27 protein-coding genes and 2 pseudogenes are annotated in these 26,333 nt (G+C 63.7%); 22 read left to right on the top strand and 7 right to left on the bottom strand.

The annotated features are described in order from the left end of the window. Positions 1-26: 26 nt before the first annotated feature. From IM784_RS08775 to IM784_RS08760, 4 genes are all read right to left on the bottom strand, one after another. Positions 27-344, bottom strand: a complete 318-nt coding sequence (locus IM784_RS08775; protein ID WP_199554932.1) for a heavy metal-binding domain-containing protein — start codon at positions 342-344, stop codon at positions 27-29. After that, positions 341-1,120 (bottom strand): FAD binding domain-containing protein, encoded by a 780-nt coding sequence (locus tag IM784_RS08770; protein WP_199554931.1) that lies wholly within the window; start codon positions 1,118-1,120, stop codon positions 341-343. The genes IM784_RS08775 and IM784_RS08770 overlap by 4 nt, the downstream gene beginning before the upstream one ends. 34 nt (positions 1,121-1,154) lie before the next feature. Next, positions 1,155-1,640, bottom strand: coding sequence for a (2Fe-2S)-binding protein (locus IM784_RS08765; RefSeq protein WP_199554930.1), 486 nt, complete (start codon positions 1,638-1,640; stop codon positions 1,155-1,157). Positions 1,641-1,762: 122 nt separating this feature from the next. Further along, positions 1,763-2,008, bottom strand: a complete 246-nt coding sequence (locus IM784_RS08760) for a DUF2312 domain-containing protein (protein ID WP_199554929.1) — start codon at positions 2,006-2,008, stop codon at positions 1,763-1,765. Between the two features lie 129 nt (positions 2,009-2,137). On the opposite strand from IM784_RS08760, the gene IM784_RS08755 reads away from it, so the two are divergent. Both IM784_RS08755 and IM784_RS08750 read left to right on the top strand, forming a co-directional pair. After that, on the top strand, positions 2,138-3,505 hold the full coding sequence (locus IM784_RS08755; protein ID WP_199554928.1) for an MATE family efflux transporter: 1,368 nt from the start codon (positions 2,138-2,140) through the stop codon (positions 3,503-3,505). Continuing rightward, a complete protein-coding gene (locus tag IM784_RS08750; RefSeq protein ID WP_199554927.1) occupies positions 3,502-4,152 on the top strand; it encodes a queuosine precursor transporter in 651 nt (216 codons plus the stop codon). Before IM784_RS08755 ends, IM784_RS08750 begins: the two co-directional genes overlap by 4 nt. Here IM784_RS08750 and IM784_RS08745 read toward each other — a convergent pair. After that, complete coding sequence (locus IM784_RS08745) at positions 4,149-5,708, bottom strand: peptide chain release factor 3 (protein WP_199554926.1); 1,560 nt, start codon at positions 5,706-5,708, stop codon at positions 4,149-4,151. The two genes, IM784_RS08750 and IM784_RS08745, sit on opposite strands and share 4 nt — an antisense overlap. Before the next feature lie 51 nt (positions 5,709-5,759). Here IM784_RS08745 and IM784_RS08740 point away from each other — a divergent pair, with 51 nt between their 5' ends. Beyond that, positions 5,760-6,398 carry a DsbA family oxidoreductase gene (locus IM784_RS08740; protein ID WP_199554925.1) on the top strand — a complete coding sequence of 213 codons (639 nt, stop codon included), beginning with the start codon at positions 5,760-5,762 and terminating at the stop codon, positions 6,396-6,398. A gap of 87 nt (positions 6,399-6,485) precedes the next feature. Continuing rightward, complete coding sequence (locus IM784_RS08735; protein ID WP_199554924.1) at positions 6,486-7,130, top strand: imm11 family protein; 645 nt, start codon at positions 6,486-6,488, stop codon at positions 7,128-7,130. Here IM784_RS08735 and IM784_RS08730 read toward each other — a convergent pair. Next, a complete protein-coding gene (locus IM784_RS08730; RefSeq protein WP_199554923.1) occupies positions 7,114-7,533 on the bottom strand; it encodes a VOC family protein in 420 nt (139 codons plus the stop codon). The two genes, IM784_RS08735 and IM784_RS08730, sit on opposite strands and share 17 nt — an antisense overlap. A 35-nt stretch (positions 7,534-7,568) precedes the next feature. Here IM784_RS08730 and IM784_RS08725 point away from each other — a divergent pair, with 35 nt between their 5' ends. The 9 genes from IM784_RS08725 to IM784_RS08685 all read left to right on the top strand — a co-directional run bounded on the left by IM784_RS08725 (position 7,569) and on the right by IM784_RS08685 (position 17,521). Further along, positions 7,569-8,852 (top strand): serine hydrolase domain-containing protein, encoded by a 1,284-nt coding sequence (locus IM784_RS08725; RefSeq protein ID WP_328799490.1) that lies wholly within the window; start codon positions 7,569-7,571, stop codon positions 8,850-8,852. A gap of 57 nt (positions 8,853-8,909) precedes the next feature. Beyond that, a complete protein-coding gene (locus tag IM784_RS08720; RefSeq protein WP_199554922.1) occupies positions 8,910-9,173 on the top strand; it encodes a type II toxin-antitoxin system RelB/DinJ family antitoxin in 264 nt (87 codons plus the stop codon). Next, positions 9,160-9,441, top strand: a complete 282-nt coding sequence (locus IM784_RS08715; protein WP_199554921.1) for a type II toxin-antitoxin system YafQ family toxin — start codon at positions 9,160-9,162, stop codon at positions 9,439-9,441. Before IM784_RS08720 ends, IM784_RS08715 begins: the two co-directional genes overlap by 14 nt. A gap of 1,020 nt (positions 9,442-10,461) precedes the next feature. Further along, positions 10,462-10,749, top strand: coding sequence for an Asp-tRNA(Asn)/Glu-tRNA(Gln) amidotransferase subunit GatC (gatC, locus tag IM784_RS08710; RefSeq protein ID WP_199554920.1), 288 nt, complete (start codon positions 10,462-10,464; stop codon positions 10,747-10,749). Beyond that, positions 10,749-12,227, top strand: coding sequence for an Asp-tRNA(Asn)/Glu-tRNA(Gln) amidotransferase subunit GatA (gene gatA / locus IM784_RS08705; protein ID WP_199554919.1), 1,479 nt, complete (start codon positions 10,749-10,751; stop codon positions 12,225-12,227). Before gatC ends, gatA begins: the two co-directional genes overlap by 1 nt. A gap of 75 nt (positions 12,228-12,302) precedes the next feature. Then, on the top strand, positions 12,303-13,487 hold the full coding sequence (locus IM784_RS08700; protein ID WP_199554918.1) for an acyltransferase family protein: 1,185 nt from the start codon (positions 12,303-12,305) through the stop codon (positions 13,485-13,487). 41 nt (positions 13,488-13,528) lie between these two features. Beyond that, the gene (gene gatB / locus IM784_RS08695) at positions 13,529-15,040 is read left to right on the top strand and encodes an Asp-tRNA(Asn)/Glu-tRNA(Gln) amidotransferase subunit GatB (protein WP_199554917.1); all 1,512 of its coding nucleotides are present in this window, start codon (positions 13,529-13,531) and stop codon (positions 15,038-15,040) included. Positions 15,041-15,098: 58 nt separating this feature from the next. Next, entirely contained in the window at positions 15,099-15,779 is a 681-nt protein-coding gene (locus tag IM784_RS08690; RefSeq protein ID WP_199554916.1) for a hypothetical protein, read from the top strand. A gap of 206 nt (positions 15,780-15,985) precedes the next feature. Next, positions 15,986-17,521 carry a S10 family peptidase gene (locus IM784_RS08685; RefSeq protein WP_199554915.1) on the top strand — a complete coding sequence of 512 codons (1,536 nt, stop codon included), beginning with the start codon at positions 15,986-15,988 and terminating at the stop codon, positions 17,519-17,521. Here the strand turns inward: IM784_RS08685 and serB are convergent. After that, positions 17,508-18,395, bottom strand: coding sequence for a phosphoserine phosphatase SerB (serB, locus tag IM784_RS08680; protein WP_199554914.1), 888 nt, complete (start codon positions 18,393-18,395; stop codon positions 17,508-17,510). The genes IM784_RS08685 and serB overlap by 14 nt on opposite strands. Between serB and miaA the strand changes: the two genes are divergently transcribed. From miaA to IM784_RS08640, 9 genes and pseudogenes are all read left to right on the top strand, one after another. Beyond that, complete coding sequence (gene miaA / locus IM784_RS08675; RefSeq protein WP_199555076.1) at positions 18,394-19,260, top strand: tRNA (adenosine(37)-N6)-dimethylallyltransferase MiaA; 867 nt, start codon at positions 18,394-18,396, stop codon at positions 19,258-19,260. The two genes, serB and miaA, sit on opposite strands and share 2 nt — an antisense overlap. A gap of 74 nt (positions 19,261-19,334) precedes the next feature. Beyond that, a pseudogene (locus IM784_RS17190) lies at positions 19,335-20,234 on the top strand (SGNH/GDSL hydrolase family protein); the annotation flags it as partial. 39 nt (positions 20,235-20,273) lie between these two features. Further along, a pseudogene (locus tag IM784_RS17720) lies at positions 20,274-20,375 on the top strand (PEPxxWA-CTERM sorting domain-containing protein); the annotation flags it as partial. Positions 20,376-20,480: 105 nt separating this feature from the next. Then, complete coding sequence (locus tag IM784_RS08665; protein ID WP_199554913.1) at positions 20,481-21,632, top strand: collagen-binding domain-containing protein; 1,152 nt, start codon at positions 20,481-20,483, stop codon at positions 21,630-21,632. A 260-nt stretch (positions 21,633-21,892) separates the two neighbouring features. Beyond that, positions 21,893-23,644, top strand: coding sequence for an acetolactate synthase 3 large subunit (locus IM784_RS08660; protein ID WP_199554912.1), 1,752 nt, complete (start codon positions 21,893-21,895; stop codon positions 23,642-23,644). Between the two features lie 11 nt (positions 23,645-23,655). Continuing rightward, the gene (ilvN, locus tag IM784_RS08655) at positions 23,656-24,177 is read left to right on the top strand and encodes an acetolactate synthase small subunit (protein WP_328799489.1); all 522 of its coding nucleotides are present in this window, start codon (positions 23,656-23,658) and stop codon (positions 24,175-24,177) included. Positions 24,178-24,254: 77 nt separating this feature from the next. Continuing rightward, positions 24,255-25,274 carry a ketol-acid reductoisomerase gene (gene ilvC / locus IM784_RS08650; protein WP_199554910.1) on the top strand — a complete coding sequence of 340 codons (1,020 nt, stop codon included), beginning with the start codon at positions 24,255-24,257 and terminating at the stop codon, positions 25,272-25,274. A gap of 35 nt (positions 25,275-25,309) precedes the next feature. Further along, positions 25,310-26,014: an EF-hand domain-containing protein gene (locus tag IM784_RS08645; protein WP_199554909.1), complete on the top strand. Its 705-nt coding sequence runs from the start codon at positions 25,310-25,312 to the stop codon at positions 26,012-26,014. 86 nt (positions 26,015-26,100) lie between these two features. After that, the gene (locus tag IM784_RS08640; protein ID WP_199554908.1) at positions 26,101-26,283 is read left to right on the top strand and encodes a CsbD family protein; all 183 of its coding nucleotides are present in this window, start codon (positions 26,101-26,103) and stop codon (positions 26,281-26,283) included. Positions 26,284-26,333: the final 50 nt, after the last annotated feature.

Below are 26,333 nucleotides of genomic sequence, written 5' to 3'. Positions count from 1 at the left end.
GCCTTAGCCAGCGAAGGCCCGATTGGCTAGACCTTCACCGCAGTCCCGGTGGCGGTAACCATCAGCATCGATCCGGTCTGCCCCACCGCCTCATAGCTCAGATGCACACCCACCACGGCATTGCCACCCAGATCGTGCGCCCGGTCGCTCATCTCTTCCAGCGCCTCGGCGCGCGCCCGGCCCAGCACTTCCTCATAGGCGCCAGCCCGGCCGCCGATCACGTCGGTGATGGAGGCAAAGAAATCCCTGACCACATTGGCGCCCACAATCGTCTCCCCGGCGACAATGCCCAGATATTCGCGCACCGGCCGCCCCTCCAGCGTGGGAGTTGTCGAAATGATCATGCCAGTTTCTCCACTGCCTGCCGCAGCATCACGCCCGCCAGATGCCCACGATATTCCGGCCCGGCATGGATGTCAGAGGAAAGCTCGTCCGACTCCAGCGCCATCCCGGCGAGGCTAGCCCCACCAGCAACAGCCGCCTCCGCCTGGGGCCAGCGCACCACGCCTGTCGTCGCGCCGGTCACCGCCACCCGGACCCCCTCGGCAAAGCGCGCCACATACACCCCCGCCAGCGCATAGCGGCTCGCCGGATGCCGGTGCTTGGCATAGGCACTCGCCTCGGGGATGCGGAACCCGACCCGCGTCACGATCTCGCCATCCGCCAGCGCCGTGGCAAACATCCCCTGAAAGAAATCGTCGGCCGCATGCGTCCCCTGGCTCGTCTCCACCACGGCATCCAGCGCCACCAGCGCCGCCGGATAGTCGGCCGCCGGATCGTTGTTCGCAACCGATCCGCCCAAAGTCCCCCGGTTCCGCACCTGCGGATCGCCGATCAGCTGCGCCAAAGCCGCCAACCCCGGAATCGCCTCCTTCACCACCGCTGAAGAAGCCACCGCCGCATGCCGCGCGGTCGCCCCCACCCACAGCCGATCACCCTCGACAGCAATCCCCGACAGGCCGGGGATGGCGGTCAGGTCCACCAGCCGCTCCACAGCCCGCAGCCGCGATTTCATCGCCGGGATCAGCGTATGCCCACCAGCCAGAAACGCCGCATCGCCCTGAAAGGCGTCAGTCGCGGCAGCAATACTTGCCGGCCGAACCAGCTCGAACGGATGCATCGGCGTTACTCCGTCTCACAGTTCAGCATATGGCTCACTCCGTCTCGCCTGCAGCAGCGTGCATCTCGCGCGCGCCGATGCGGATTGCCTCGACAATATTCTGATACCCGGTGCAGCGGCACAGATTGCCTTCCAGCTCGTGGCGGATGGTCTCCTCGGAAACATCGGCCCCATGCCGCTCCGCGATGGCAATGCCGGCAATCACCATCCCCGGCGTGCAGAACCCGCACTGCAGCGCATGTGCCTTGCGGAATGCCGCCTGCATCGGATGCAGATGTTCGGGCGTCCCCAGCCCCTCGATGCTTGTCACCCGCGCCCCATCCAGCGTCGCCACCAGCAGCGTGCAGGCCTTGGCGCTCTCGCCATCCACCAGCACGTTGCAGGCTCCACACTGGCTGGTGTCGCAGCCGATATGCGTGCCGGTCAGCCCCAGCCAGTCGCGCAGATACTCGCTCAGCAGCGTTTCCGCCGGAGCATCGGCGCTGTGCGCAGCGCCGTTCAGGGTGAATGTCGCCTTCATTCCACCACGATAGACCCGGAAAACGCCGTTCCGCCAGCCCCCTCAATTAGGGGTCAGGCCGCGGCGCGCCACACTTCCAGCGCCGCAGTCATCTTGTCGCCTCCCATCAAAGGGGTCGGCGATCAGAGTGTCAGCCCGAGCGCCGACATGTAGGTTTCCAGCAGGGCTTCCATTTCCGCCCGGGCATTGCTGTCCATCCGGCGCAGGCGAATGATGGCCCGCATGGTCTTCACATCATAGCCGTTCGACTTGGCCTCCGCATAGACCCCTTTGATGTCGTCGGCGATCCCACGCTTTTCTTCCTCCAGCGATTCGATGCGCTCAATAAAGAGTTTCAGCTGCTCGGCGTGGACGTTGGCGGTCGACATGGCGGTCCTTGTTCCTGAGGGGGATTGGGAGGGTTTTGGGGGAATCGGGGAAAAGAGCCGCCGTGCTAGAGGGCGCCCCCGCTTTTCGCAACCGGCGAAGCTCGCTATGGGCCCGCGATGGACGCAGCAGTGAAACCCCAAGAACATGCCCTCAGCGGAGCCCCCGAAGGGAGCTACGCCGAGCTGCTGCGCCTGGCCGGGCCGAACGTCCTCTCGCGCCTCGGCATCATGGCGATGGGCATCACCGATGCCATCGTCGTCGGCCAGTATAGCGCAACCGAGCTCGGGTATCACTCGCTCGGTTGGGCGCCCACCGTCACCGTGCTGGTCGCCGGCATCGGCCTGCTGCTTGGCGTGCAGGTGCTCACCGCCCGCCACATCGGCGCCGGCACGCCCGAGCAAACCGGCGCCGTCCTCCGCCGCGGCATTTCCTACGCGGTGAAGATCGGCCTTGCCTCCACTGTCGCCCTCATCCTGCTGGGGCCTTGGGCGCTGCAGCACATCGGCCTCACCCCATCGCTGGCGGCCGGGGCATCGGCTGCTCTCATCGTCTTCTCGCTCAGCCTCACGCCCTATCTCGTCGCCGATTCCATGTGGTTCTGGCTGGAGGCGCACGGCAAGCCCAAGGTGCCGATGGTCGTGATGTGGATCGCCAACGGCATCAACCTCGTGCTCGCGTTGTGGGTCATCCCCGGCACCTCGCCCTTCCCGGTCTCGGGCGCGGTCGCCGCCGGCTGGGTCACGCTGGTCGCCCGCATCTGCCTGATGGCGATGCTCGGCTGGTTCATCTGGCGCTGGCCGGTCGCGCACGAAGTCGGCGTCTTCCGCAAGAGCCCGCCCAACCCCGCCGAGTCACAGGAGCAGCGCCGCATCGGCTATGCCTCGGGCCTCTCCTACGCGATCGAGGCGGGCAGCTTCTCCGGCATGAACTTCATCGCCGCCCAGCTCGGCGTCCTCGTCGTCGCGGGATGGGCGGTGGTGACGAACGTCGCCGCCGCCGTCTTCATGGTGCCGATGGGCATTGCCGCGGCCACCGCAGTCCTTGTCTCCCGTTCGGTCGGCGCGAACAGCGTCACCTCGGTCAAGCGCGCCTTCGGCATGGGCATGCGCCTTGCGATGGTCGTGCTGCTGCTGCTCTCCGTCATCGTCTTCCTCGATGCCGGCCTCGTCGGGCGCGCCTACACCAGCGATCCGAAGCTGCTGGCCATGACCGGCAGCGCGCTCCTCCTCTCCTGTCTCTTCTTCATGGCCGACGGCGCACAGGTCGTCGCCTCCAATGCGCTGCGCGCACGCGGCGACATCTGGTGGCCCACGGGCATGCACTTCATTTCCTATGTCGTGGTGATGATCCCGCTGGCCTGGTGGCTGGCAATTCAACAGGGCCGGGGGCTGGACGGAATCATCTGGGCCGTCATCATCGCCAGCCTCGTCTCGGGCGGCGGGCTGACGGCACGTTTCTATATGTTAGGCGATCGCATGAAGCAGGTAGACGCATGAGCGAAGACGCACAACCGAAGCCCGCAGCCTCGCTGCAGCAATTTGCGGTGCTCTATGGCGGCCTGCTCGTCGTAGCCGGCGTGCTCGGCTTCAAGCTCATCAAGCTCGGCCCCATCTTCGATATCGGCCCGCTGGCCGTGCCAGGCGGAGTCTTCGGCTTCCTGCTGGCCATCGTCATCACCAACGCCACGGCCGAACTGCACGGCCGCGCCGTCGCCCAGCGCATGGTGTTCATGGGCTTCGTGCCGCTGCTCGTCTCCATCGGCCTGATGCAACTGGTGCTGGCGCTACCCCCGGCGCAGGGCTGGGGCGGGCAGGCCGTCGCCGAGGAGGTGTTCGGCTCGTCGATGCGCCTGATCCTCGCCGGCATCGTCGCCTATGGCATCTCGCAGACTCTGGATGTCACCATCTTCACCTGGATGCGCGGCCAGCCGGGCGGCCACATGCTGTGGCTTCGCGCAACCGTGGCGGCGCTCGTCGCGCAGACGGTGGATACGCTGATCTTCGTCACCATCGCCTTCCTCGGCAAATTTCCGCTGCTGCCGGTGATCGGCGGCCAGCTGACCGCCAAGGCGATAATCTGGGTGCTGGCAGTCCCGCTGCTCTATGTGGCGGTGGGGGCAGGGCGAAAACTCGACGGGCGCTAGTTCCGCTCCCGCGTGGCCGAAAACCGCACCGCCGGATGCCGGCCCTGAATATAATTCAGGTCCCACATGTCCTTCGCCATGAACACCGGGAAGCCATCGCGGTCGCTCGCGATCTGGCTGCGATGCTCCTCGGTCAGCTTGCGCACCGCCGCCGCATCATCCGAAGCCACCCAGCGCGCGGTATCATAGGGCGAAGCCTCCAACCCGGCCTCCACCTTATATTCCACTTCCAGCCGCGAAATCAGCACTTCCAGCTGCAGCTGCCCCACCACGCCGACCACAGTCTGCGCCCCGATCTGCGGCACGAACACCTGGATCACGCCCTCCTCGGCCATGTCGTCCAGCGCCTTCTTCAGCTGCTTGGTCTTGGTCGGGTCCTTCAGCGCCACGCGCCGCAGGATTTCCGGCGCAAAGTTCGGCAGCCCGGTGATCGTCACGTCCGGCCCGTCGGTCAGCGTATCGCCCACCCGCAGCGTCCCATGGTTCGGAATGCCGATGATGTCGCCGGGAAAGGCTTCGTCCGCCACCTCCCGGTCGCGCGCAAAGAACAGCACCGGCGAATGCACGGCGATCTGCTTGCCACGCCCCACCTGATTCAGCCGCATCCCGCGTTTGAACTTCCCCGAACACAGCCGCATGAAGGCCACCCGGTCCCGGTGCATCGGGTTCATGTTCGCCTGCACCTTGAAGATGAACCCCGTCACCGTCGGCGAACCCGGATCGATCGGCTGAGGCTCAGCCGGCTGCGGACGCGGCCCCGGCGCAAAGCGCGCCAAAGCCTCGATCAAAGGCTCCACGCCAATCTCGCGCAAAGCCGAGCCAAAATAGACCGGCGTCAGATCCCCATGCCGATAGGCGGCCGCATCAAACGCCGGATAGCCCATCTCCGCCAGCTCCAGCTCTTCCGATACCCGCTCGTAAATCGGCCCCGAAACCAGAGGTTCCAGCGGTCCGGCCACCAGCGACCCATCCGGCCGCTGCAAGCGCTGCCGCTCGATATCCCACAGCCCCTCGAACTCGCCCCCCAGTCCCACCGGCCAGCTCATCGGGCACACGTCGAGCGCGAGCTTGTCGGCAATCTCGTCCAGCAGCTCGAACGGCGATTTCCCCTCGCGGTCCACCTTGTTCACAAAGGTGATGATCGGCACGTTCCTCAGGCGACACACCTCGAACAGCTTCAAAGTCTGCGCCTCGATGCCCTTCGCCGCATCGATCACCATCACCGCCGAATCGACGGCGGTCAGCGTGCGATAGGTATCCTCGGAAAAATCCTCGTGCCCCGGCGTATCCAGCAGGTTGAACAGCAAGCCGTCCCGCTCGAACGTCATCACCGAGGAAGTGACGGAAATTCCACGCTGCTGCTCGATCTTCATCCAGTCCGACCGCGCCCGCCGCGCCGCCCCGCGCGCCTTCACTTCGCCCGCCGCATGGATGGCGCCGCCCGCCAGCAGCAACCGCTCGGTCAGCGTCGTCTTCCCGGCATCGGGGTGCGAAATGATGGCAAAGGTTCTTCGGTCGGGGATTCCCCCCGGCCGGGCGGCAGGCTGTGTGGACATCGCGGCCCCCTAGCGCGAATATGCGCCATTCTCAATCAGCGGAGCGAACCCATGGCCATCAAGGTAGACATCATCTCCGACGTCGTCTGCCCCTGGTGCCTGATCGGCTACCGCCAGCTCGAAAAGGCGCTCGAAATCGCCGGCCTTCAGGCCGACATCCGCTGGCATCCGTTCGAGCTGAACCCGCAAATGGCTCCCGAAGGCGAAGACGTCGCGGAACATATCGCCCGCAAATACGGCGCCACCCGCGAACAATCCGCCACCAGCCGCAGCCACATGGACTCCATCGCCCGCCCGCTCGGCATCGCGTTCGACCGCTCGCCAGACAAGCGCATCTACAACAGCTTCGACGCCCACCAGCTCCTGCACTGGGCGAAAGACACGGAGAAGCAGACAGCGCTCAAACTCGCCCTCTTCGACGCCTATTTCAGCCGCAGCGAAGACATCTCCGACCGCGAGATCCTGCTCGCCGCCGTCGAAAAAGCCGGCCTCAACCGCGCCGAAGCAGAGGAAATCCTGAACGACCAACGCTACGCTCCCGCAGTCCGGGCTCTCGAACAACGCTGGCAGGAAATGGGTATAACCGGCGTCCCCGCCATGATCCTCGCCGAAAAAGGCCTCATAATGGGCGCCCAGGAACCCGAACGCCTCGCAATCGCCCTGCAGAAAATGGCCGCCCAAGCAGCCTGAAAACTATATCAATTGGCTTGTCTGGTGCAAATAGTCGTATATCGTTCGTAAAAAGCGACGGCGTGTGTCGGATAAGCAAGGTCGAGTATGGCGTACCATATCAAGATAACGAGCGACTACCGCTGGCAATGCCCGGTAAAGTTTGTCCAGGATCAGCACTTCCATTCGGCCTTTTTTAATAGCGGGGAGCTGAAGCTCTACGACCCGGCCGACATGCCCTCGATGGCGGCGCCGGAGACAGGGCGCAAGCGGATGACCGACTTCATCGTAGTCCAGACTTGGATGGCGGTCAGTCAAAGGGTTCGCGACAAGATTGAAGAGCTTGAGCCCAATCGTCACCAGCTGTTCCCGTTTACAGTGCAGCGGAAACGTGGCCCTGCAGTACTGGGCCCAGACGGCAATGAATTACAAACGCCATACTATTTGTTGAATGTGGCAAACCGTGCAGATACAATAGACGTCGATCAAAGCATATTATCCGATCAATACAAATCCCGTCGGTACCCGGAAAATAGAAATCTGGACAATATAGTTCTATCAAAACAATTGATAGGAGACATGCAAATTTGGGAGGGCGTGCGAGATATGCCCGGATATAAAATGATTTCTGATCAATTGGGAGAATGGATAATATCAAGCAAGATGAAAGGTATAGATATTTCCTATATTAAGGAAATACAGTCCCAACGATCAATTTGGAAGTCGTGCCGTATATTCAAGCGGGCAAAATAACCTCTCCATCCAGCCCCAGCTCAAAGAACGGGTTATAGGCCACCTCCCACGGATGCCCGTCCGGGTCCAGAAAATAGCCCGAATAGCCGCCCCAGAAGGCCTTGTGCGCCGCCACCTGCAGCTTGCCCCCGGCGGCCACGGCCTCCGCCAGCACGGCATCCACCTCGGCCTCGCTCCGCGTATTATAGGCAATCGTCACGCCCCCGGCCGGAACCCCGCCCGGCAGCCCGCAATCCTCCGCCAGCTTCTCGAACGGATAGATCGCCAGCGCCACGCCGTTCAGCTGAAAAAAGGCGACGCCGCCATATTTCCCCTTCCGCTCCAGCCCCATCGCCTCCCAGAAGGCGGTCGCCCGCCCCAGATCGGAAGTTCCCAGGGTGACGATCGAGAGTCGCTGTTCCATACACAAGCTTCACGCAACAACCCCGGGGAGGGCAAGTGACAAATCCGAACAAGCGCTGGGCCGTACTTCTGGCCGCCTGTGCCGTCCTCGCCGCCGCGCCCGCCGCACAGGCCCGCCCGCCGGCTCCCACCGAACAGGTCCAGCTGAACAAGGCCCGCATAGACGCAGCCCTAGCCGATATGGTCAAAACTGGCCGGGCCACCGGTGCCGCAGCCCTCGTCTGGAAGGACGGCCGCGAAGTCTATTACGGGCAAACCGGCCTCGCAGACCGCGAAGCCAACCGCCCCTGGAGCCGCGACACGCTGGTCCAGATCTATTCCATGACGAAGCCGGTCACCGGCGTCGCCCTGATGCAGCTCTGGGAACAGGGCAAGTTCAAGCTCGACGACCCGCTCGCCACCTACCTCCCCGAATTCGCAAACATGCAGGTGCAGAACGGAACCGACGCGCAGGGCAACCCCGTCTGGCGCCCCGCCAAACGCCAGATCACCGTCCGCGACATCCTCCGCCACACGGCGGGCTTTGCCTATGGCCCCGGCCCCAGCGCCGCAGAGGCAGCCTTCGTAAAGGCCGACCCGCTGGCGCTCACCAACAGCCTGTCCGAATTCGGCACGAAACTCGCCACCGTCCCGCTGGTCGCCGATCCCGGCACCATCTGGCACTACAGCGCCGCGGTCGACGTGCAGGCGCTCCTCGTCGAAAAACTCAGCGGCATGCCGTTTGCCGACTATGTCGCGAAAAACATCACCAGCCCGCTGAAGATGACCGAAACGGCATGGCACCAGCCAATGGACCGCCTGCCGCGCCTCGCCATCGCCTACACCAAGGGCGCAGATGGCAAACTCACCCGCTGGCCAGACGCGCAACTCCGCGCGATGAACTTCCCCGGCGCGAAAATGACCATGGGCGGCGCAGGCCTGGTCGCCCCCATAGACGACTATATGCGCTTCGCGAGAATGCTCCTGAACGGCGGCGAACTGGAAGGCGCCCGCATCCTCAAACCCTCCACCGTCCACCAGATGTCCACCAACCAGCTCGACCCGGCGATCACCGACCGACAATGGATGCCAGGCAAGGCAGGAGGCGCCTTCGGCTTCGACTTCGCCGTAAGAGACCGCCAACCCAAACCCGGCGAAAACCGGGGCGCAACAGGCGAATATTTCTGGGACGGCATGGCCTCCACCCTATTCTGGGTAGACCCAGCCAACCACCTCGCCACAGTCTTCTTCGTCCAGGTAATCCCCTTCGACGGCACCCTCCACACCGACATCCGCAAGGCAGTATACGGTGCGGACTATGTAGGGCCGCCCGGAGACTGATCAGCACATTGAAAACTCCCTCTTCGTGAATTACAATGTAATGCAGAAAGGAATCCCATGGCTGCCAATGCCCTAGTCCAGACCCGAATCGATGGAACCGTGAAGGACGAAGCCGCGACCGTGCTCGCCGCCATGGGGCTGACCGTGTCGGATGCCGTGCGCCTGATGCTCATCCGCGTCGCCCGCGACAAGGCCTTGCCGTTCGAACCGCTGACGCCCAACGCCACCACGATTGCGGCAATGAAGGAAGCGCGGGAAGGCAAGGCCAAGCGCGTCGGCTCGATCGCCGACCTGATGTCCGATCTTAATGCGGACGATTGAACGCACCGGACAATTCAAGCGCGACTACAAGAGGGAGAAGAAAGGCCAGCATCGCGCAACGTTGGACGACGACCTGTTCCCGGTGATCGTTCTGCTGGCAGATGACGCACCACTCGAACCGCGTCACCGCGATCACGCCCTCACCGGAGACTGGCGCGACCACCGGGATTGCCACATCAAGCCGGATCTGGTGCTCATCTACCGCAAGCCCGACGACGAGACATTGCAACTGGTACGCTTGGGATCGCACGCGGAACTGGGCTGGTAGCAGGATGCGCAACAGCTTCGGCGCTTCTCGATCGCGGAGCAAAGGAATTTCGAGCGCCAAACCGACGTCTACCTCTCCGCCCTCTGCCGCTTCATCGAAGCCACCGGAGGCAAGCTGGAATTGCACGTCCAACCACCCGGCACCCGCCCAATCATCTTCATCGGCAAACGGGACGGCAGCAAGCATATAGCCTGATTGTGGCCTAGGGAAGCAAGTCAGTCGTGTGCGTCATGGACAAACTGCATCGCTCACTCACTCGCATGGTCACATGTATTCGCAACGCGTCGGCCGTCATTTGTATAAACTACCAAACTTGATTCATGTGGAAATGTTGTATCGTCGCCAGAATTCTCAGAATTTCGAAACTCTTGACTACTCTTCCAGAAAACTTTGAGCTCCAGCAATAATTCCGGTTGCGCACTCTTTTGTCCGAGAGCTCCCGCAAACGCCGACCCAAGAACTCGCAAAAAACTTCAATTCTCCATCCTTTGGAGACAAAATTAAAGTTGCACTGTATATCGTTTGCGTGGATCGATCATTGTCCGGATTCATTGTTACAAACACTATTTCGAACCGCGGATAGTCGTGCTCGCCGGCAGGGCGAAGTGTTTTTGAGGACGCGATTTGTTCGCGTAGCTGAAAGGCCAAAATTTGGCCGATATTATCGCTGCCCGAGTGAGAAATGCGAATTGGTCTTGCAGACTGACCATGCGCTGGAAACGTGATTATACTGAACAACATCAACGTCAAGAAGATACGCACTCTGCACTCTCCGCCAAAGCCACAAACAAGATGACACGGGTCAGCGCGTCACTCAAGCGATGCGGCGCAGTTTGAAAATCTGAGGACAGAACGCCAAATCACCCCCGACAACTCCTACCAAAGGGCAGCTCGCGGAAAAGGGGGGGCGCGAAACTTCGGAAGCGTTCCCCCGCGACAACAAAATCTCAATCCCCCTCCGCCCTTCACACCCCAAACCCCAATTGCCCCAACCCACCCGCGCTGCTAGGCGCTCCTCCCATGGCAGTAGACGACAAGATGGTAGCCCGCGTAGCGGGTCTCGCGCGCCTGAAACTGGCGCCGGAAGAGGGCGCGAAGATGACGCGCGAGCTCAACAATATCCTCGGCTGGATCGATCAGCTGCAGGCGGTCGAAACCGGCAACACCCAGCCGATGAACGCGGTGATGCCGATCACCCGCGAATGGCGCGCCGATGTCGTCACCGATGGCAACATCGCCGAAGATGTCCTCGCCAATGCCCCGGAGGCCGCGCACGGCTTCTTCGCCGTCCCGAAGGTGATCGAATAGTGTCCGCCCTCACCGATCTCTCGCTCGCCAAGATGCAGTCCGGCCTCGCCGCCGGCGAATTCTCCGCCCGCGAACTCGTCTCCGCGCACGTCAGCGCCGTCGAAGCCGCGCGCCCACTGAACGCCTTCCTGGTCGAAACCCCCGATCACGCCCTCGCCGCCGCAGACGCCGCAGACGCCGCCCTCAAGGCCGGCACCGCAGGCCCGCTCGCCGGCATCCCGCTCGGCATCAAGGATCTCTTCTGCACCAAGGGCGTCGAAACCACCGCCGCCAGCAAGATCCTGCAAGGCTTCAAGCCCCGCTACGACAGCACAGTCACCGAAAAGCTGTTCGCAGCCGGCGCCGCCATGCTCGGCAAGCTGAACCTAGACGAATTCGCCATGGGCAGCTCCAACGAAACCAGCGCCTACGGCCCGGTCATCTCGCCCTGGCGCGCGGATGGTTCCAGCGAAAACCTCGTCCCCGGCGGCTCCTCCGGCGGCTCGTCCGCCGCTGTCTCCGCCCGGCTCTGCGCGGCCGCCACCGGCACCGACACGGGAGGCTCCATCCGCCAGCCCGCCGCCTTCACCGGCATCGCCGGCATCAAGCCCACCTACGGCCGCTGCTCGCGCTGGGGCGTCATCGCCTTCGCCTCCTCGCTCGATCAGCCCGGCGCCATGGCCCGCGACGTCCGCGACTGCGCCATCATGCTGGAGGCGATGTCCGGCTACGACCCCAAGGATTCCACCTCCATCAACGCCCCGGTCCCGCAATGGGCGGCAGCGCTGAACGGCAGTCTCAAGGGCAAGCGCATCGGCATCCCGCGCGAATATCGCGTGGAGGGCATGGACCCGCAGCTCGAAGCGCTGTGGCAACAGGGCATAGACTGGGCAAAGGACGCCGGCGCCGAAATCGTCGAAGTCTCGCTCCCCCACACCAGGGAAGCACTCCCCACTTACTATATCGTCGCCCCGGCAGAGGCCTCCTCCAACCTCGCCCGCTATGACGGCGTTCGCTACGGCCAGCGCGTCACGCCCCCCGGCGGCAGCCTGAACGACATGTACGAGGCCACCCGCGGAGCCGGCTTCGGCGGCGAGGTAAAGCGCCGCATCATGATCGGCACCTACGTCCTCTCCGCCGGCTACTACGACGCCTATTATCTGAAGGCGCAAAAGGTCCGCGCCCTCATCGCGCAGGATTTCGAGCGCGCCTGGGAAAGCTGCGACCTGCTGCTCACCCCCACGGCCCCCACCGCCGCCTTCGGCCTCGGCGCCAAGTCCGCCGACCCGATCGCCATGTACCTGAACGACGTTTTCACCGTCCCCGCCTCGCTCGCAGGCCTCCCGGCGATGTCGATTCCGGCCGGCCTCGATTCACAAGGCTTGCCGCTCGGCCTGCAGATCATCGGCAAACCGCTGGACGAGCAGGGCGTGCTGGATGCCGGCCATGCGTTGGAATGCCGCGCCGGGTTCACTGCTGCACCGCAACATTGGTGGTAGCTTAGACCGGCCCAATGCGTTAACCTTGTTTCCGTCGAATATGCGGGGGCAAGCTAGACTCAATGGGCAAGGTCTATGGCCGGGCAACGGTATAATCGGTCTGAACGGCTGGCCACTGTGCCAGAGGGAAGCTTTTCGGTAGCCGACGGCTACGCGGAAATCCAAACTCGCGTCCCCGATTTCACCGCGCCGCCCCCGGCAGTCGCCATGGACCCGTCCGCCATGCGCGCGATTGTCGTCTCCCGCGCCGTGGCGATTTTCTTCATGATGTACGTTCACGCCTGGGCCGGCGCGGCTGAATCCCCAGACGACGCCTTCACCGGCTCCTTCGGTACAGTGGTCCACCTGCTGGTCGATGTTCTTGGCCGCTCCTCAGTTCCGCTGCTCACGATCATCTCGGGCTACCTGCTCGTCACCGCCGGCTATCGCCGCAGGAACTGGCGCGAAGTCGTCGCCGACAAGGCGCGCACGCTGCTGGTGCCGATGTGGCTATGGAACGGCGCGCTGCTGCTGATGATCTGGGGTGCGGTCACGCTGTTTGGCGGCCACCTGCCCGATTATGTGATCGAAGAACCCTGGTATAACAGCATCTTCGCCCTCACCGGCCGTCCAGCAACCCTCCCGCTCGCCTTCCTGCGGGACATGTTCGTCTGCGCCCTGCTGTCGCCAATCCTCATCCGGTTGATGCAACTCGCCCCCTGGCCGGTGCTGGCGCTGGCAGCCGCCTTCGCCATTTTTCACCCCGAACAGCCGATCATCCTCCGCCCGCAGCTGCTGCTCTTCTATCTTGTCGGCATCGGTTTCGCGCTCCACTGGCAGGTTCCGCGCAAGGTGCGGCTGGATTGGCCCACCTGGGTGGCGGCGGTGGTGCTGATCATCTGCACCCTGCGCGTTTGGCTTCCCCTTCCGCAGAAGGCGGGCAGCCACGATCTCTTCATCCAGCTCCTCTCCAACAGCGCCCGCTTCGCCGTCGCCTGGCTGGTCTGGATGGCCTGCCTCGCCCTGCAGCGTTCCGGCGCCTACAGCCGCATCGCCCGCGTCGAATCGGTGATCTTCCTCGCCTTCTGTTCACACTTCCTGCTATTCCGCGCGCTCGGGCACGTCCTCCCGGACGATACCCAGTGGCTGCCGCTCATCTTCCTGATCCAGCCGCCTCTGGCCATCGCCGCCGCCTTCGCCATGTCGTTCGCGCTCCGCGGCACCGCCCCGCGCCTGCTGTCGCTGCTGAACGCCGGCAAACTGCCCCGCCTGCGCACCTAAGGCACCTTGCCTCCGGCCCGCCCGCGCGCCATTACGCGCGCATGACCACCCCCTACACCGACGGCCCCGCCGGCACCTATACCATCGAAGGCCAGACCGGCCCCTGGGAACTCGTGATCGGGCTCGAAGTCCACGCCCAGGTCACGTCCAATTCCAAGCTCTTCTCCGGCGCCGCCACCGAATTCGGCGCAGAGCCAAACAGCCAGGTCAGCCTCGTCGATGCCGCCATGCCCGGCATGCTTCCCGTGCTGAACGGCGAATGCGTCGCCCAGGCCGTCCGCACCGGCCTCGCGCTCGGCGCCACGATCAACCGCTGGAGCCGCTTCGACCGTAAGAACTACTTCTACGCCGACCTGCCGCAGGGCTACCAGATCTCGCAATTCCAGCACCCCGTCGTGGGCGAGGGCGCAATCGAGGTTGAAACCGACGACGGCCAGAAAACCACCGTCGGCATCGAGCGCATCCACCTGGAGCAGGATGCCGGCAAGTCCATCCACGACCTGTCGCCGACAATGAGCTACGTCGATCTCAACCGCTCCGGCGTGGCGTTGATGGAAATCGTCTCCAAGCCCGATATCCGCTCGCCGCAAGAGGCCGGCGCCTATGTCGGCCAGCTCCGCTCCATCCTGCGCGCCATCGGCACCTGCGACGGCAACATGCAGGAAGGCTCGATGCGGGCCGACGTCAACGTCTCCGTCCGCAAGCCCGGCGCCCCCTTCGGCACGCGGTGCGAGATCAAGAACGTCAACTCGATCCGCTTCATCCAGCAGGCCATCGTCTCCGAGGCGAAGCGGCAAGTCGAAATCCTGGAATCCGGCGGCCAAATCCGTCAGGAAACCCGCCTGTTCGATCCCGAAACCCAGGAAACCCGCTCGCTCCGCTCCAAGGAAGACGCGCACGACTACCGCTATTTCCCGGAGCCGGACTTGCTGCCGCTGGAACTGACCGAGGAATTCATCGCCGAATGCAAGGCGAGCCTCCCCGAACTCCCGGCCGCCAAGCGCGCCCGCTATGAGAATGAACTGGCCCTCAGCCCCTATCTCGCCGGCGTCCTCACCGCAGACGCCGAACACGCCCGCTGGTTCGAAACGCTGCTGGCCGACAGCGCCAGACGGCAGGGCAAGCCGGAAATCGACGTAGCCGAACGCGCCGCCAACTGGATGACAGGCGACCTCTTCGGCGCCCTCAACAAGCTGGATCTCGACATCAGCGCCAGCCCTGTAACCCCCACCCAAGGCGGCGAACTCCTCGCCCTGATGGCAGACGGCACCCTCTCCGGCCCGCTGGCAAAGCAGGTGTTCGAGATCATGCTCGAAACCCGCGAAAACCCCGGCGACATCGCCGAAGCCCGCGGCCTGAAGCAGGTAAGCGACACCGGAGCACTGGAAACCGCCATCGCCGAAGTGCTGGCAGCCAACCCCGACAAGCTGGCCGAATACCGCTCAGGCAAGGACAAGCTCTTCGGCTTCTTCGTCGGGCAGGTGATGAAGGCGTCGGGCGGGAAGGCTAATCCGGCTGTGGTCAATGAACTACTGAAAAAGGCACTGGCCTAGCCAATAGTCTTCGCATAGGCCGAACTGGTTGTAGGTTGTACCTGTGTCCGGAGGATTGATGTTCCGTTTTGCGTTTGTGTTCGCTGCCATCACGATGGTCGCCGGCCTTTCCCCTGTTCGCGCGCAGTCCGGGTCTACACCGGGAGAAGTCGAGGCGATGGCCAAGATGTTCCGCGACGTCTGGGCCGATCCTAAGGCCTCGGAAGTGAAGTCTGTGAGCATCCCAACCACGCTCTTCGGGCGGCTCGTAAATCTTAAAATTCCCCGAGGCTTTGTTCCAGGATCGATCCAGCGATCGGCGGATATGTATCTGGCGGAGTATGTACCGGATGGGCAAACCGTCCATGATTGGAAGCAGATGATCACGGTGGTTGCGATGAATGACGTTGGCGCGCTTCCTGTCACCATGGAGCAGATCGGCTCCAAGTTTGATCCCTCTGCCCGCTGCTCGCCCTCGGTATTCAAGGATCTGGGAGACCGGCCTGACTTCGGCGACGCAAAGGTCAGGCTTGTCACCATGGGCTGTGGCCGTTCGCCGACGGCTGCCGGAGAAGTTGGCGAGCAGGCGTTTATCTATGTCCTGCGGGACGACAAAAATATCTACACCGTTCAGTATGCGTATCGCGGCAAACCCTACACCGACAAGGCGCCGATTCCGTTTGAAGAAGCCGAGGCAAGGCTGGCAGTGCTGGGTCCCATTCTTGTCTGTAACAACACGGAGAATACGGCCTGCAAGTAGGCAACACAGATCAGCCATGGGATCGGCGTAGATACAAGGCAAACGGTGGAATCTTGTAACTTTCTCCTACGCAGTCGGGTGCAAGCGTTTGATCCTGTACAAAATCAGCCCAATATTGTTGGATTTGTTCCACGTGGAACAATTACCATAATGGTATCAGTCGATGGGGCCTTGCGCTGCGCGCGCGGCGGTGCAATCCAGCCAATATGATCCAGAAACTCGTCGCACCCATCTTCGCCGCCGGCCTCGCCGCCACCTTTGCCACCGCACCGCTGCACGCACAGGGAAAACCCGATGCGAAAGCCGATGCCGCCAAGGAAGCGCCTGCCGAAATCCCGCCGCCCAATGTCTCGGTGACAAAGCACTCCGGGACCTTCAACGGCAAGTCGATCAGCTACACCGCCACCGCCAGCGAGACCTATCTGACCGACGCGAAGGGCAAGCCCACCGCTGCCATCTTCTCGACCGCCTATGTAAAGGACGGCAAGGACACGAACCGCCCCGTCACCTTCCTCTACAACGGCGGCCCCGGCTCCGGCTCGCTCTGGCTGCACATGGGCGCCTTCGGTCCCAAGCGCGTCGCCATCCCCAGCGACGCCCGCGATGACGGCGCGCCCCCCTATCCGCTCATCGCCAACCCGCACAGCCTGCTCGATGTCACCGATATCGTCTTCATCGATCCCGTCGGCACCGGCTTCTCCCGCGCGCTGGGCGATACCGATCCGAAGACCTTCTGGGGCGTCACGGCAGACGCCAAGTCCATCGATCAGTTCATCCGCAAATGGCTCAGCACCAACAACCGCTGGAACAGCCCGAAATATATCGGCGGCGAAAGCTATGGCACCACCCGCTCCGCTGCGCTCGTGAAGGAGCTGGAGGGCAGCTACAATGATGTCGGCCTGAACGGCATCATCCTCATCTCCACCGTGCTCGATTTCGCCCTCGGCTCAGAGGCGCCCGGCAACGAGCTGGTCTATGTGACGAACCTGCCCTCGATGGCCGCCACCGCCTGGTATCACAACAAGGTCGCCAACAAGCCGGCAGACGTCGCCGCCTTCGTCGAGGAAGCCCGGCAGTGGGCAATCGGCCCCTATCTGACCGCGCTCGCCAGGGGCCAGAAGCTCCCCGCCGCCGAACGCGCGCAGATCCGCACCCAGCTCGCCCGTTACACCGGCCTTTCCGAAGACTATCTGGAAAAAGCCGATCTCCGCGTCGTCCCCGACCGCTTCTACAAGGAGCTGCTGCGCGATCGCGGAGTCACCGTCGGCCGCCTCGATTCCCGCTATACCGGCAAGGACTACGACAACGCCGGCGAGGGGCCTGACAACGATCCCAGCTTCTACGGCATCGATGCCAGCTATACCGCGGCGATGAACGCCTATGCCCGCGAAGACCTGAAGTTCGATACGCCGAAGCAATATGTCACCATCGGCGGCGTCAGCGACTGGGACTGGCGCATCGGCGGCCGCGACGACAACGCCTATCTCAACCTCGCCCCCAATATCGGCAAGGCGCTGCGCGAGAATTCAGGGCTTCGCGTCTTCGTGGGGCAGGGCTGGTATGATTTCGCCACGCCCTTCTTCGCCGCCGAATATTCGCTGCAGCGCACCGGCATCCCGCAGGACCGCATCCAATATCATTATTATGATGCCGGCCACATGATGTACGTCCGTGAAGCCGATCTGGTGAAGCTGACGGACGACGTCCGCGGCTTCATCCGCCAGGGAACTACTGGTCGATAGTCCACTCCGAGCGGGGAATCCCCTGCGCCCATAGCAGGCTGGTCAGGTCGCCGACGCGCACGGCCGCGTCGGCCGCCGCTGCTGCCTTGGGCTTCGCATGATAGGCAATGCCCAGCCCGGCAGCTTCCAGCATGGGAATGTCGTTCGCCCCATCGCCCACTGCCAGCGTCGCCTCCTCCGCCAATCCCAAAGCCTCCCGCTCCGCAACCAGCGTCGTCCGCTTCACCGCAGAATCCACAATCGGCTTTCCGACAGTCCCGGTCAGCCTGCCAGCCTCAACATGGAGCAAGTTCGCAACCTGCCGGTCAAACCCGATCAACGAAGCCACCGTCTCCGTAAAAGCCGTGAACCCACCCGAAATCAGCACGGTCCGCGCCCCAAGCCCCTTCATGGTCTGGATCAAGGTACGGGCGCCCGGCGTCAGGAAAATCCGCTCTTCCAGGCATTGCCGAATGGCATCCGCCTCCAGCCCCGCCAAAGCCGCAACCCGCGCATCCAGCGCCTCGGCAAAGTCCAGTTCCCCTTGCATGGCGCGCTCGGTAATCGCGGCGATCTCCGCCTTCTTTCCGGCGAAATCCGCCAGTTCGTCGATGCATTCCTGCCCGATCATCGTGGAGTCCATGTCCGCCACCAGCAGCCCTTTCCGCCGCACGCCGCCGGCAGGCTGCACGACGACATCGATGCCCGGCAGAGCCTCCAGCAACGTCCGAGCCGCAGACTTGCTGAGCCCGCGCACGACCAGATCGGTCGCAAACGGCGGGTCCAGCGCCACTTCGGCGGAAAGGATTCCGCCCATCGAACCGAGGGCATTGCTTGCGGCATCGATATCGGCCTGCGACAAGCCGGTGGGTGAAATCAGGGTGCAGATCAGCATGTCAGGGTTAAGGCCTCCGCTGGCCGTCATTGCAGGCCCGACCGCCAGCGGCAAGTCGGCGCTGGCCCTGAAGCTGGCCGCTGAGCGGAGAGGCGTGGTCATCAACGCCGACGCCAGCCAGGTCTATGCCGACCTCTCCATCCTCTCGGCCCGGCCCTCCGCGGCGGAAATGCAGCAGGCCCCGCATCGCCTGTTCGGCGCCATCGATGGCGCGGAGGCCTGCACCGCCGCCCGCTGGGCCGAACTGGCGCGCGCGGAAATCGCCGCCGCCCATGCGGCCGGGCTGCTGCCGATCCTCGTCGGCGGCACCGGCCTCTATCTGCGCACGCTGCTGGAGGGCATCGCCGCCGTTCCGCCGATATCCCAGGAAGTCCGGGCAAATGTTCGCCAGCTTCTGGATGTGCGGTCGGCACTGGAGGCAGAGGATCCGGCCATGGCTTCGCGCCTTCACGCCAACGATACCCAGCGCAACGCCCGCGCGCTGGAGGTGATCCGCTCCACCGGCCGATCGCTGGCCGATTGGCAGCTGGCCTCTCCGCAGGGCGGCCTGCTGGACGAGGTGGAGCTGGAGCCGCTGGTGGTAGAGGTTCCCCGTGACGTGCTGGTGCAGCGCATCGATAGCCGCATCGAGGCGATGTGGAGGGCAGGCGCGCTGGCCGAAGTGGAGCGGCTGGCCGCGCGCAGGCTGCCGCCGGCGCTGCCGGTGATGCGCGCCATCGGCGTGCCGCCGCTGCTGGCGCTGCTGGCGGGTGAATTGTCCGAAGCGGAGGCCATCGAGCGGTGGAAGCTGGACACCCGCCAATATGCCAAGCGGCAGGCGACCTGGGCGCGTAACCAGACCGGGGATTGGCCGCGGCATTCCTGAATCAGGATTAACCATCTTGCGGAGTGCCAGGCAAAGTGAGAGCCTCCGATGAGGGTTTCGGGGGAGAATCGCGCATGAAGAGATTTGCCATGCTGGCATCGGCGCTGCTTGTCGTCGCCTTGCCGACCGCTGCCGAGGCCGCGTTCACGCCATCGCAGTTCGTGATCTTCGGGGACAGTTTCGTTGATGCGGGCGCTGTGAACCGGGCGACCGGCGGCGCGTTCGCGCCCGCCTCGCAGGGCTATTGGCAGGGCCGCTTCTCCGACGGGCCGACCTGGATCGATTATCTGGGCTATGCGAATTTCGGCAGGCCCACCAAAGCCTTCAATGTCGGCGCCGCGGTGGTGCCGCCGCCCTTCACGTTGGGCGCAACCAATTTCGCCGTCGGCGGCGCACGTGCTTCGGGCGACGATGTGCAGCCACTGGGCACCATCCCCGGCCTGCCGACACAGGTCGCCTTCTATCAGGGCTATCTGGCGACTTTCGGCCTGACCGTCGATGCCGGCGCGCTTTATGTGCTGAACTTCGGCAACAATGATGTGAACTACATTCAGGAGATCGGCGCTGATCCCGGTCTTTCGCCCGCCGACAAGGCGGCCGCCATTTCCGCGGTGCAGACCGCCTATGTGCAGAACATGACCGGCGTGGCGCTGGGGCTGGCCTCGGCTGGCGCCAAGCATATCCTGATCGCCGGCGTGCCGAACCCGACCGAAGTGGAAGGGCAGTTCCTGCAGGGTCTGCTCAACTCCAGCCTGGATGCCGCGCAGTCCGGTTTCGACCTGCTCGGCTCCAGCCTCTATCGCTTCGACTATTTCGATTTCTTCAACGATCTGTTGGCCGATCCCACCCAGTTCGGCCTGCCGGCAACACTGGATTTCGTGACGCCCTGCCTGGTTGGAGAGACGCCATCGCCAAATATCGACTGCACCGGATATCTGAGTTTCGACGGCATCCATGTAACCACCGACGTGCAGCGGGCAATTGCCGTGCGCGTCGCAGAACAGATTGGAATCGCTTCAGTTCCCGAACCAGCGACATGGGGTCTTATGCTTGCCGGCTTCGGGGCAGTAGGGGTTGCAGCACGGCGTCGCAACAGGGCGTTTTTACGCCTGTAGAGCGGCCGTAACATTGGTTAACGTTCGCAGGGTCTGGAAAATCGGGCCGTCAATATCCACATGATTGGTGGCGGCAAGAGGCCGTCTCCCGACATGAGGATGCAAATGAACTCCCGCCTTCTTGCTGGCGTGTTTGCCAGCGCGCTCGTTTCCACCGTTTCGATGCCTGCAATGGCAGCCGCTCCCGTGGGTGACCCGCTCGCCGGCCTGCAAGCCATGCGCGAAGTGAACCTGATCGTGCTGGGCGACATGAAGGGCGGCTCCAATGTCGAAGGCAAGACCTTCGTCGGCGGCAACCTGAGCAACGGTTCCACGTTCGGCACCGGTCGCGGATCGCAGGGCGCGACGGATTCGTCGCGCGCTACGCTGACCGTGGTGGGCAATGTGACCGGCAACGGCATCAACCTGAACAACGGGACCAACGCCGCTTCCAAGCCCGGCCTGATCGTGGGCGGCAGCCTGAACAGCGGCGTGAACCTGAACGCCCAGGGCGCGACGGTGAAGATCGGCGGCGTTGCGAAGAACATCAACGGCTCGAACGGTTCGACCATTCAGGCCGGCGGCAAGAAGGAAGGCAATTTCAACTCGAACGGCGCCTCCTCGCAATTCAACCTGGGCGACAGCTTCACCCAGCCGCTGGTTGCCGGCCTCACCGCCGAACAGTCGCAGCTGTCGGCCGACCTGAAGGCGCTTTCGGTGGAATTGGCCGGGCTGGAAGCCACCGCCGGCAACTCGACCAGCGTGTTCGGCAGCCGTCTGACCTTCAACGCCGTCGACAATGGCAAGGGCTATTCGGTCTTCAACATGTCCGACAGCCTTTTCAACTTCGGCGAGTTCGACATGAAGGTGTCGGACCCGGCGATGACGATCCTCATCAACATCACCGGTGACGGCAAGTATGACTGGAACGCCAACTCGATCGGCGGCCTGAATGCGGCGCTGAACGACAACATCATCTGGAACTTCTCGGACGCGACCGGGCTGAACGTCAACCGTATGACGCACGGCTCCATCCTGGCCCCCTATGCGGCGCTCGCAAACCGCGCCGATCTGGAAGGCTCGATCGTGGCCGGCAGCTTCAACCAGGGCGGTCAGGTGCATCTGGGCACCTACCAGGGCAATCTGGACCCGGCGATGTTCTCCGAAGCGGTGCCTGAGCCCGCGACCTGGGCGATGCTGATTGCGGGCTTCGGCCTTGTGGGCGTTGCCGCTCGTCGCCGCCGCGCCAATGCGGGCCTGAGGATAAGCATCGCCTGACGCTTTTTTGGTAAGCGTTGCGTAGCAAATCATCAGGGTTGGTGATTCTTGACCAGTGGCAAGCGGGCGGCTTTGAATCATGTTCAAAGTCGCCCGTTTGAGACATAAAAATACAACGAAGAGACCGTTTTCGCAACGCCATGTCATAATTGGCGTTGACAGCCGGCATTGGCCTACCTAAGCCGCCCGCTCTTGCCCGCACCCCGCGGGCGGAGCCTAGCTGCATATGCAGCAGCGGCAAAAGGAAAAGGAGCCTTGGAATGCACGGCCGGGAGCTGAGCGGCGCTGATATCCTGGTGAACGCGTTGATCGACCTTGGGGTCGACACCGTGTTCGGCTATCCGGGCGGTGCGGTTCTTCCCATTTACGATGCAATTTTCAGGCAGACCGCCATTCGCCACATTCTGGTGCGGCACGAGCAGGCCGCCGTGCATGCGGCGGAAGGCTATGCGCGCTCCACCGGCAAGCCCGGCGTCGTGCTGGTGACCTCCGGCCCCGGCGCCACCAATGCCGTGACCGGCATCGCCGACGCGCTGATGGATTCGATCCCGATCGTGGTGCTGACGGGGCAGGTTGCTACCCACCTGATCGGCAGCGACGCCTTTCAGGAATGCGACACGGTGGGGATCACCCGCCACTGTTCCAAGCACAACTATCTGGTGAAGGACACGGCGCGGCTGGGTCCGATCATCCACGAGGCGTTTCATATCGCAACTTCGGGCCGCCCCGGCCCGGTGGTGATCGATATTCCGAAGGATGTGCAGGTGGCGACCGCCCGCTATCTGAAGCCGGGCAAGATCGAGCACAAGACCTATCGCCCGAAGGTGAAGGGCGACCTTGCCGCCATCGAGGCGGCGATGGAGATGCTGGCCAGCGCCGAGCGGCCGATCCTCTATGTGGGCGGCGGGGTGATCAACGCAGGTCCGGGCGCCTCGACCCTGCTGCGCGATCTGGCGCGGCTGACAAAGGCGCCCGTCACCTCGACGCTGATGGGCCTTGGCGCCTTTCCGGCAAGCGACCCGCAGTTTCTGGGAATGCTGGGGATGCACGGCACCTATGAGGCCAATCTGGCGATGAACCAGTGCGACCTGATGCTGTGCCTGGGCGCGCGTTTTGACGACCGGGTGACCGGCCGGCTGGACGGATTCAGCCCCAACAGCCGCAAGATCCATGTCGATATCGACCCCTCCAGCTTCAACAAGACGGTGCGCGTCGACCTGACGATCGAGGGCGATGTGGGGCATGTGCTGGAAGATGTGGTGAAGCTGTGGCGGGCGCGCGGGTTGAAGGCGCCGGTGCAGGAGGATTGGTGGAACCGCATCAAGGGCTGGCGCGCGCGCCAGTCGCTGGCGTTCAGCCAGAAGGGCGAAAAGATCCAGCCGCAGCACGCCATCCGGCGGCTGTGGGAAGCGACGCACAAGCGCAATCCGATCGTCACCACCGAAGTCGGCCAGCACCAGATGTGGGCGGCACAGCATTTCGATTTCGAGCAGCCGAACAAGTGGCTGACGAGCGGCGGGCTGGGAACGATGGGCTATGGCCTGCCGGCCGCCATCGGCGCGCAGCTGGGCAATCCGAAGGCGCTGGTGATGGATATCGCCGGCGAGGCGTCGATCCAGATGAACATCCAGGAGCTGGGGACGGCGTCGCAATACCGGCTGCCGGTGAAGGTGTTCGTGCTGAACAACGAATATATGGGGATGGTCCGCCAGTGGCAGGACCTCACCTATGAAGGGCGGCATTCGCAGAGCTATTCCGACAGCCTGCCCGATTTCGTGAAGCTGGCAGAGGCCTATGGCTGGAAGGGCATCCGTATCGAGACCGAGGACCAGCTGGACGCGGGCATCGCCGAGATGCTGGCGTATGACGGGCCGGTGTTTGTCGATTGCATGGTGGAACGCCACGCGAACTGCTTCCCGATGATCCCTTCGGGGGCGAGCCATGTGGACATGATCCTGGGGCCGGAGCAGGTCGAGGGCAAGGTGGACAAATCGGCAGAGGCGCTGGTGTGATGGTGGCGAAAGTGAAGAATCTGTTCCCCGAGGAAGCGCCTGAGCGGCATACGCTGTCTATCCTGGTCGACAATGAGGCGGGCGTGTTGGGGCGGATTACCGGCCTGTTCTCCTCGCGCGGGTATAATATCGAGAGCCTGACGGTGGCGGACGTTACCGAGGACGAGAGCGTTTCGCGCATTACCATCGTGACGAGCGGACCGCGGCGGGTGATCGACCAGATCACGGCGCAGCTGGACAGGCTGGTGCCGGTGCATTCGGTGACCGATCTTTCCGAGCTGGGGCCGCATATCGAGCGCGAGCTGGCGCTGGTGAAGGTGGCCGGCACCGGCGAGAAGCGGGTGGAAGCGCTGCGGCTGGCCGACATCTTTCGGGCAAGGCCGGTGGATACAACCACGCAGAGCTTTGTGTTCGAGATTTCCGGAAGCACCCAGAAGGTCGATCAGTTCATCGAGCTGATGCGCGAAGTGGGGCTGGTGGAAGTGGCGCGCGGTGGGGTTGTTGCGCTCTCTCGGGGAGCGACTGCCGCCTGACAATCAGTTTGCCCGTATGGGCTGGAAATTGGGCCACGGCTTCGGCTGGGGTGTCCGCATGTTGAGAAGGAAGAGCAATGCGCGTTTATTATGATGCCGATGCCGATCTGGCGCTGGTGAAGTCGAAGAAGATCGCGATCGTCGGCTATGGCAGCCAAGGCCATGCCCATGCGCAGAATTTGCGGGATTCCGGGGTTGCCGAGGTGGCGATTGCACTGCGCCCCGGTTCGGCGACGGCTGCCAAGGCCGAGGGCGCCGGCTTCAAGGTGCTGAGCAACGCCGATGCCGCCAAGTGGGCCGATATCGTGATGATCCTGGCGCCGGACGAGCATCAGGCGGCGATCTATGCCGACGATCTTGCTGCCAATCTGAAGCCCGGCGCGGCGCTGGCCTTTGCGCATGGCCTGAACGTGCACTTCGGGCTGATCGAGCCGCGCAAGGATCTGGACGTGATCATGGTGGCGCCCAAGGGCCCCGGCCACACGGTGCGCAGCGAATATGTGAAGGGCGGCGGCGTGCCGTGCCTGGTTGCTATCGCGCAGGACGCCAGCGGCAATGCGATGGACGTCGCGCTTTCCTATGCGTCGGCGATTGGCGGCGGCCGTTCGGGCATCATCGAGACGAACTTCCGGGAAGAGTGCGAAACCGACCTGTTCGGCGAGCAGGCCGTGCTGTGCGGCGGCATCACCCACCTGATCCAGGCCGGGTTCGAGACGCTGGTCGAGGCCGGCTATGCGCCGGAAATGGCCTATTTCGAGTGCCTGCATGAAACCAAGCTGATCGTCGACCTGCTGTATGAAGGCGGCATCGCCAACATGCGCTACTCGATCTCCAACACCGCCGAATATGGCGACATCACCACCGGCCCGCGCATCATCACCGCGGAAACCAAGGCGGAGATGAAGCGGGTGCTGGCCGACATCCAGGCGGGGCGCTTCGTGAAGAACTTCATCCTCGACAACCGCGCCGGCCAGCCCGAACTGAAGGCAAGCCGCAAGGCGGCGCAGGCGCACCAGATCGAGGAAGTCGGTTCGCGGCTGCGGGCAATGATGCCGTGGATTGCCAAGAACCAGCTGGTGGACAAGACGAAGAACTAAGCTGCCGTTCAGGCGGTTTTGCCGATGGCGGCCAGATGATCCGGATTGCCGTTCTGGCCGCCTTGGTTGCGGCGCCTGTCGCTGCGGCGGCGCCGCAAATCGAGGGCGCACAGGCGCCGTCGGCCAGTGGCACGCACCTGTTCATTGCGCCTTCGGGCGAGCCGTTTCGCGCAGGATTGGATGAACCCTATCCGGTGGCGAAATGGTTTGCCGGCGCCGATGCAGATGGCGACGGGAAGCTGACGCTTGCCGAGTTTGTGGCCGATGGCGACCGTTGGTTCAAGGCACTGGATTCCAGCCGCAACGGCGTGCTGGAGGCGGCCGAGATAGATGCCTATGAGGCGGCCGTTCTGGCGCCTTTGACCGGGCGGCCGGGGATGGGGGCGCCTGCCGCGGGTGCGGGGGCTGGCGGGCCTCCGCCGGGAGGTGGCCGGCCGAAGCGGGGCGAGGCGCCGCCGCGGGGGGCCGGAGCCTATGGGCTGATCGATATTCCGCACCCGATCAAGGCGGCGGACCAGGACATGAACTCCCGCGTTACGCCGGGAGAATATCACAAGGTGATGACGTCGCGCTTCGAGATGCTGGACCTTGCGGCGGCCGAGAAGCGGGCGAAGGCAAAGAAGGGTTCGGCGCTGCCGACCGGCGAGCTGCTGCTGGCGGAATTGCCAAAGGGCCGGGCGCAGCTGCAGGCCGAGAAGCAGGCGCAGGAACGGGCCGAATCTGCGACGAAACGCAGATAGCGAGCGGAACCCAGCGGCCGTTCGATGGTTCTTTCCACGAGCGGACGGCGCATCCCGCGCCTCCGAGCAAGCCAAGGAGAAATCCCATGGGTGAAGTCAAGGATCGGGCCAAGGGGCTCGCCAACGAAGCCGCCGGCAATATCAAGCAAGGCTGGGGCAAGCTGACCGACAATCCGGAGCTTGAGGCCGAGGGTATTGCACAGGAACGCAAGGGCGAAGCCCAGCAAGTGGCCGGGAAGGTCAAGGGGAAGATGGGCAACAATATCTGATGCCCGTCAGAACCTGATGGAAAAGGCCGGCGGGAAACCGTCGGCCTTTT

Origin of the sequence: Sandaracinobacteroides hominis (genome assembly GCF_016464365.1) — a bacterium.
In the GTDB taxonomy this organism is placed as follows: domain Bacteria; phylum Pseudomonadota; class Alphaproteobacteria; order Sphingomonadales; family Sphingomonadaceae; genus Sandaracinobacteroides; species Sandaracinobacteroides hominis.
Note: the sequence above shows the minus strand (reverse complement) of the source record. Positions and strands in the feature narration are given on the sequence as shown.

Excerpts from the sequence above, each read along its gene's own strand:
- IM784_RS08775 (WP_199554932.1), bottom strand. The coding sequence starts at position 344 with ATGATCATTTCGACAACTCCCACGCTGGAGGGGCGGCCGGTGCGCGAA.
- IM784_RS08770 (WP_199554931.1), bottom strand. The coding sequence starts at position 1,120 with ATGCATCCGTTCGAGCTGGTTCGGCCGGCAAGTATTGCTGCCGCGACT.
- IM784_RS08765 (WP_199554930.1), bottom strand. The coding sequence starts at position 1,640 with ATGAAGGCGACATTCACCCTGAACGGCGCTGCGCACAGCGCCGATGCT.
- IM784_RS08760 (WP_199554929.1), bottom strand. The coding sequence starts at position 2,008 with ATGTCGACCGCCAACGTCCACGCCGAGCAGCTGAAACTCTTTATTGAG.
- IM784_RS08750 (WP_199554927.1), top strand. The coding sequence starts at position 3,502 with ATGAGCGAAGACGCACAACCGAAGCCCGCAGCCTCGCTGCAGCAATTT.
- IM784_RS08745 (WP_199554926.1), bottom strand. The coding sequence starts at position 5,708 with ATGTCCACACAGCCTGCCGCCCGGCCGGGGGGAATCCCCGACCGAAGA.
- IM784_RS08740 (WP_199554925.1), top strand. The coding sequence starts at position 5,760 with ATGGCCATCAAGGTAGACATCATCTCCGACGTCGTCTGCCCCTGGTGC.
- IM784_RS08735 (WP_199554924.1), top strand. The coding sequence starts at position 6,486 with ATGGCGTACCATATCAAGATAACGAGCGACTACCGCTGGCAATGCCCG.
- IM784_RS08730 (WP_199554923.1), bottom strand. The coding sequence starts at position 7,533 with ATGGAACAGCGACTCTCGATCGTCACCCTGGGAACTTCCGATCTGGGG.
- IM784_RS08720 (WP_199554922.1), top strand. The coding sequence starts at position 8,910 with ATGGCTGCCAATGCCCTAGTCCAGACCCGAATCGATGGAACCGTGAAG.
- IM784_RS08715 (WP_199554921.1), top strand. The coding sequence starts at position 9,160 with ATGCGGACGATTGAACGCACCGGACAATTCAAGCGCGACTACAAGAGG.
- gatC (WP_199554920.1), top strand. The coding sequence starts at position 10,462 with ATGGCAGTAGACGACAAGATGGTAGCCCGCGTAGCGGGTCTCGCGCGC.
- IM784_RS08700 (WP_199554918.1), top strand. The coding sequence starts at position 12,303 with ATGGCCGGGCAACGGTATAATCGGTCTGAACGGCTGGCCACTGTGCCA.
- gatB (WP_199554917.1), top strand. The coding sequence starts at position 13,529 with ATGACCACCCCCTACACCGACGGCCCCGCCGGCACCTATACCATCGAA.
- IM784_RS08690 (WP_199554916.1), top strand. The coding sequence starts at position 15,099 with ATGTTCCGTTTTGCGTTTGTGTTCGCTGCCATCACGATGGTCGCCGGC.
- IM784_RS08685 (WP_199554915.1), top strand. The coding sequence starts at position 15,986 with ATGATCCAGAAACTCGTCGCACCCATCTTCGCCGCCGGCCTCGCCGCC.
- miaA (WP_199555076.1), top strand. The coding sequence starts at position 18,394 with ATGTCAGGGTTAAGGCCTCCGCTGGCCGTCATTGCAGGCCCGACCGCC.
- serB (WP_199554914.1), bottom strand. The coding sequence starts at position 18,395 with ATGCTGATCTGCACCCTGATTTCACCCACCGGCTTGTCGCAGGCCGAT.
- IM784_RS08665 (WP_199554913.1), top strand. The coding sequence starts at position 20,481 with ATGAACTCCCGCCTTCTTGCTGGCGTGTTTGCCAGCGCGCTCGTTTCC.
- IM784_RS08660 (WP_199554912.1), top strand. The coding sequence starts at position 21,893 with ATGCACGGCCGGGAGCTGAGCGGCGCTGATATCCTGGTGAACGCGTTG.
- ilvC (WP_199554910.1), top strand. The coding sequence starts at position 24,255 with ATGCGCGTTTATTATGATGCCGATGCCGATCTGGCGCTGGTGAAGTCG.
- IM784_RS08645 (WP_199554909.1), top strand. The coding sequence starts at position 25,310 with ATGATCCGGATTGCCGTTCTGGCCGCCTTGGTTGCGGCGCCTGTCGCT.
- IM784_RS08640 (WP_199554908.1), top strand. The coding sequence starts at position 26,101 with ATGGGTGAAGTCAAGGATCGGGCCAAGGGGCTCGCCAACGAAGCCGCC.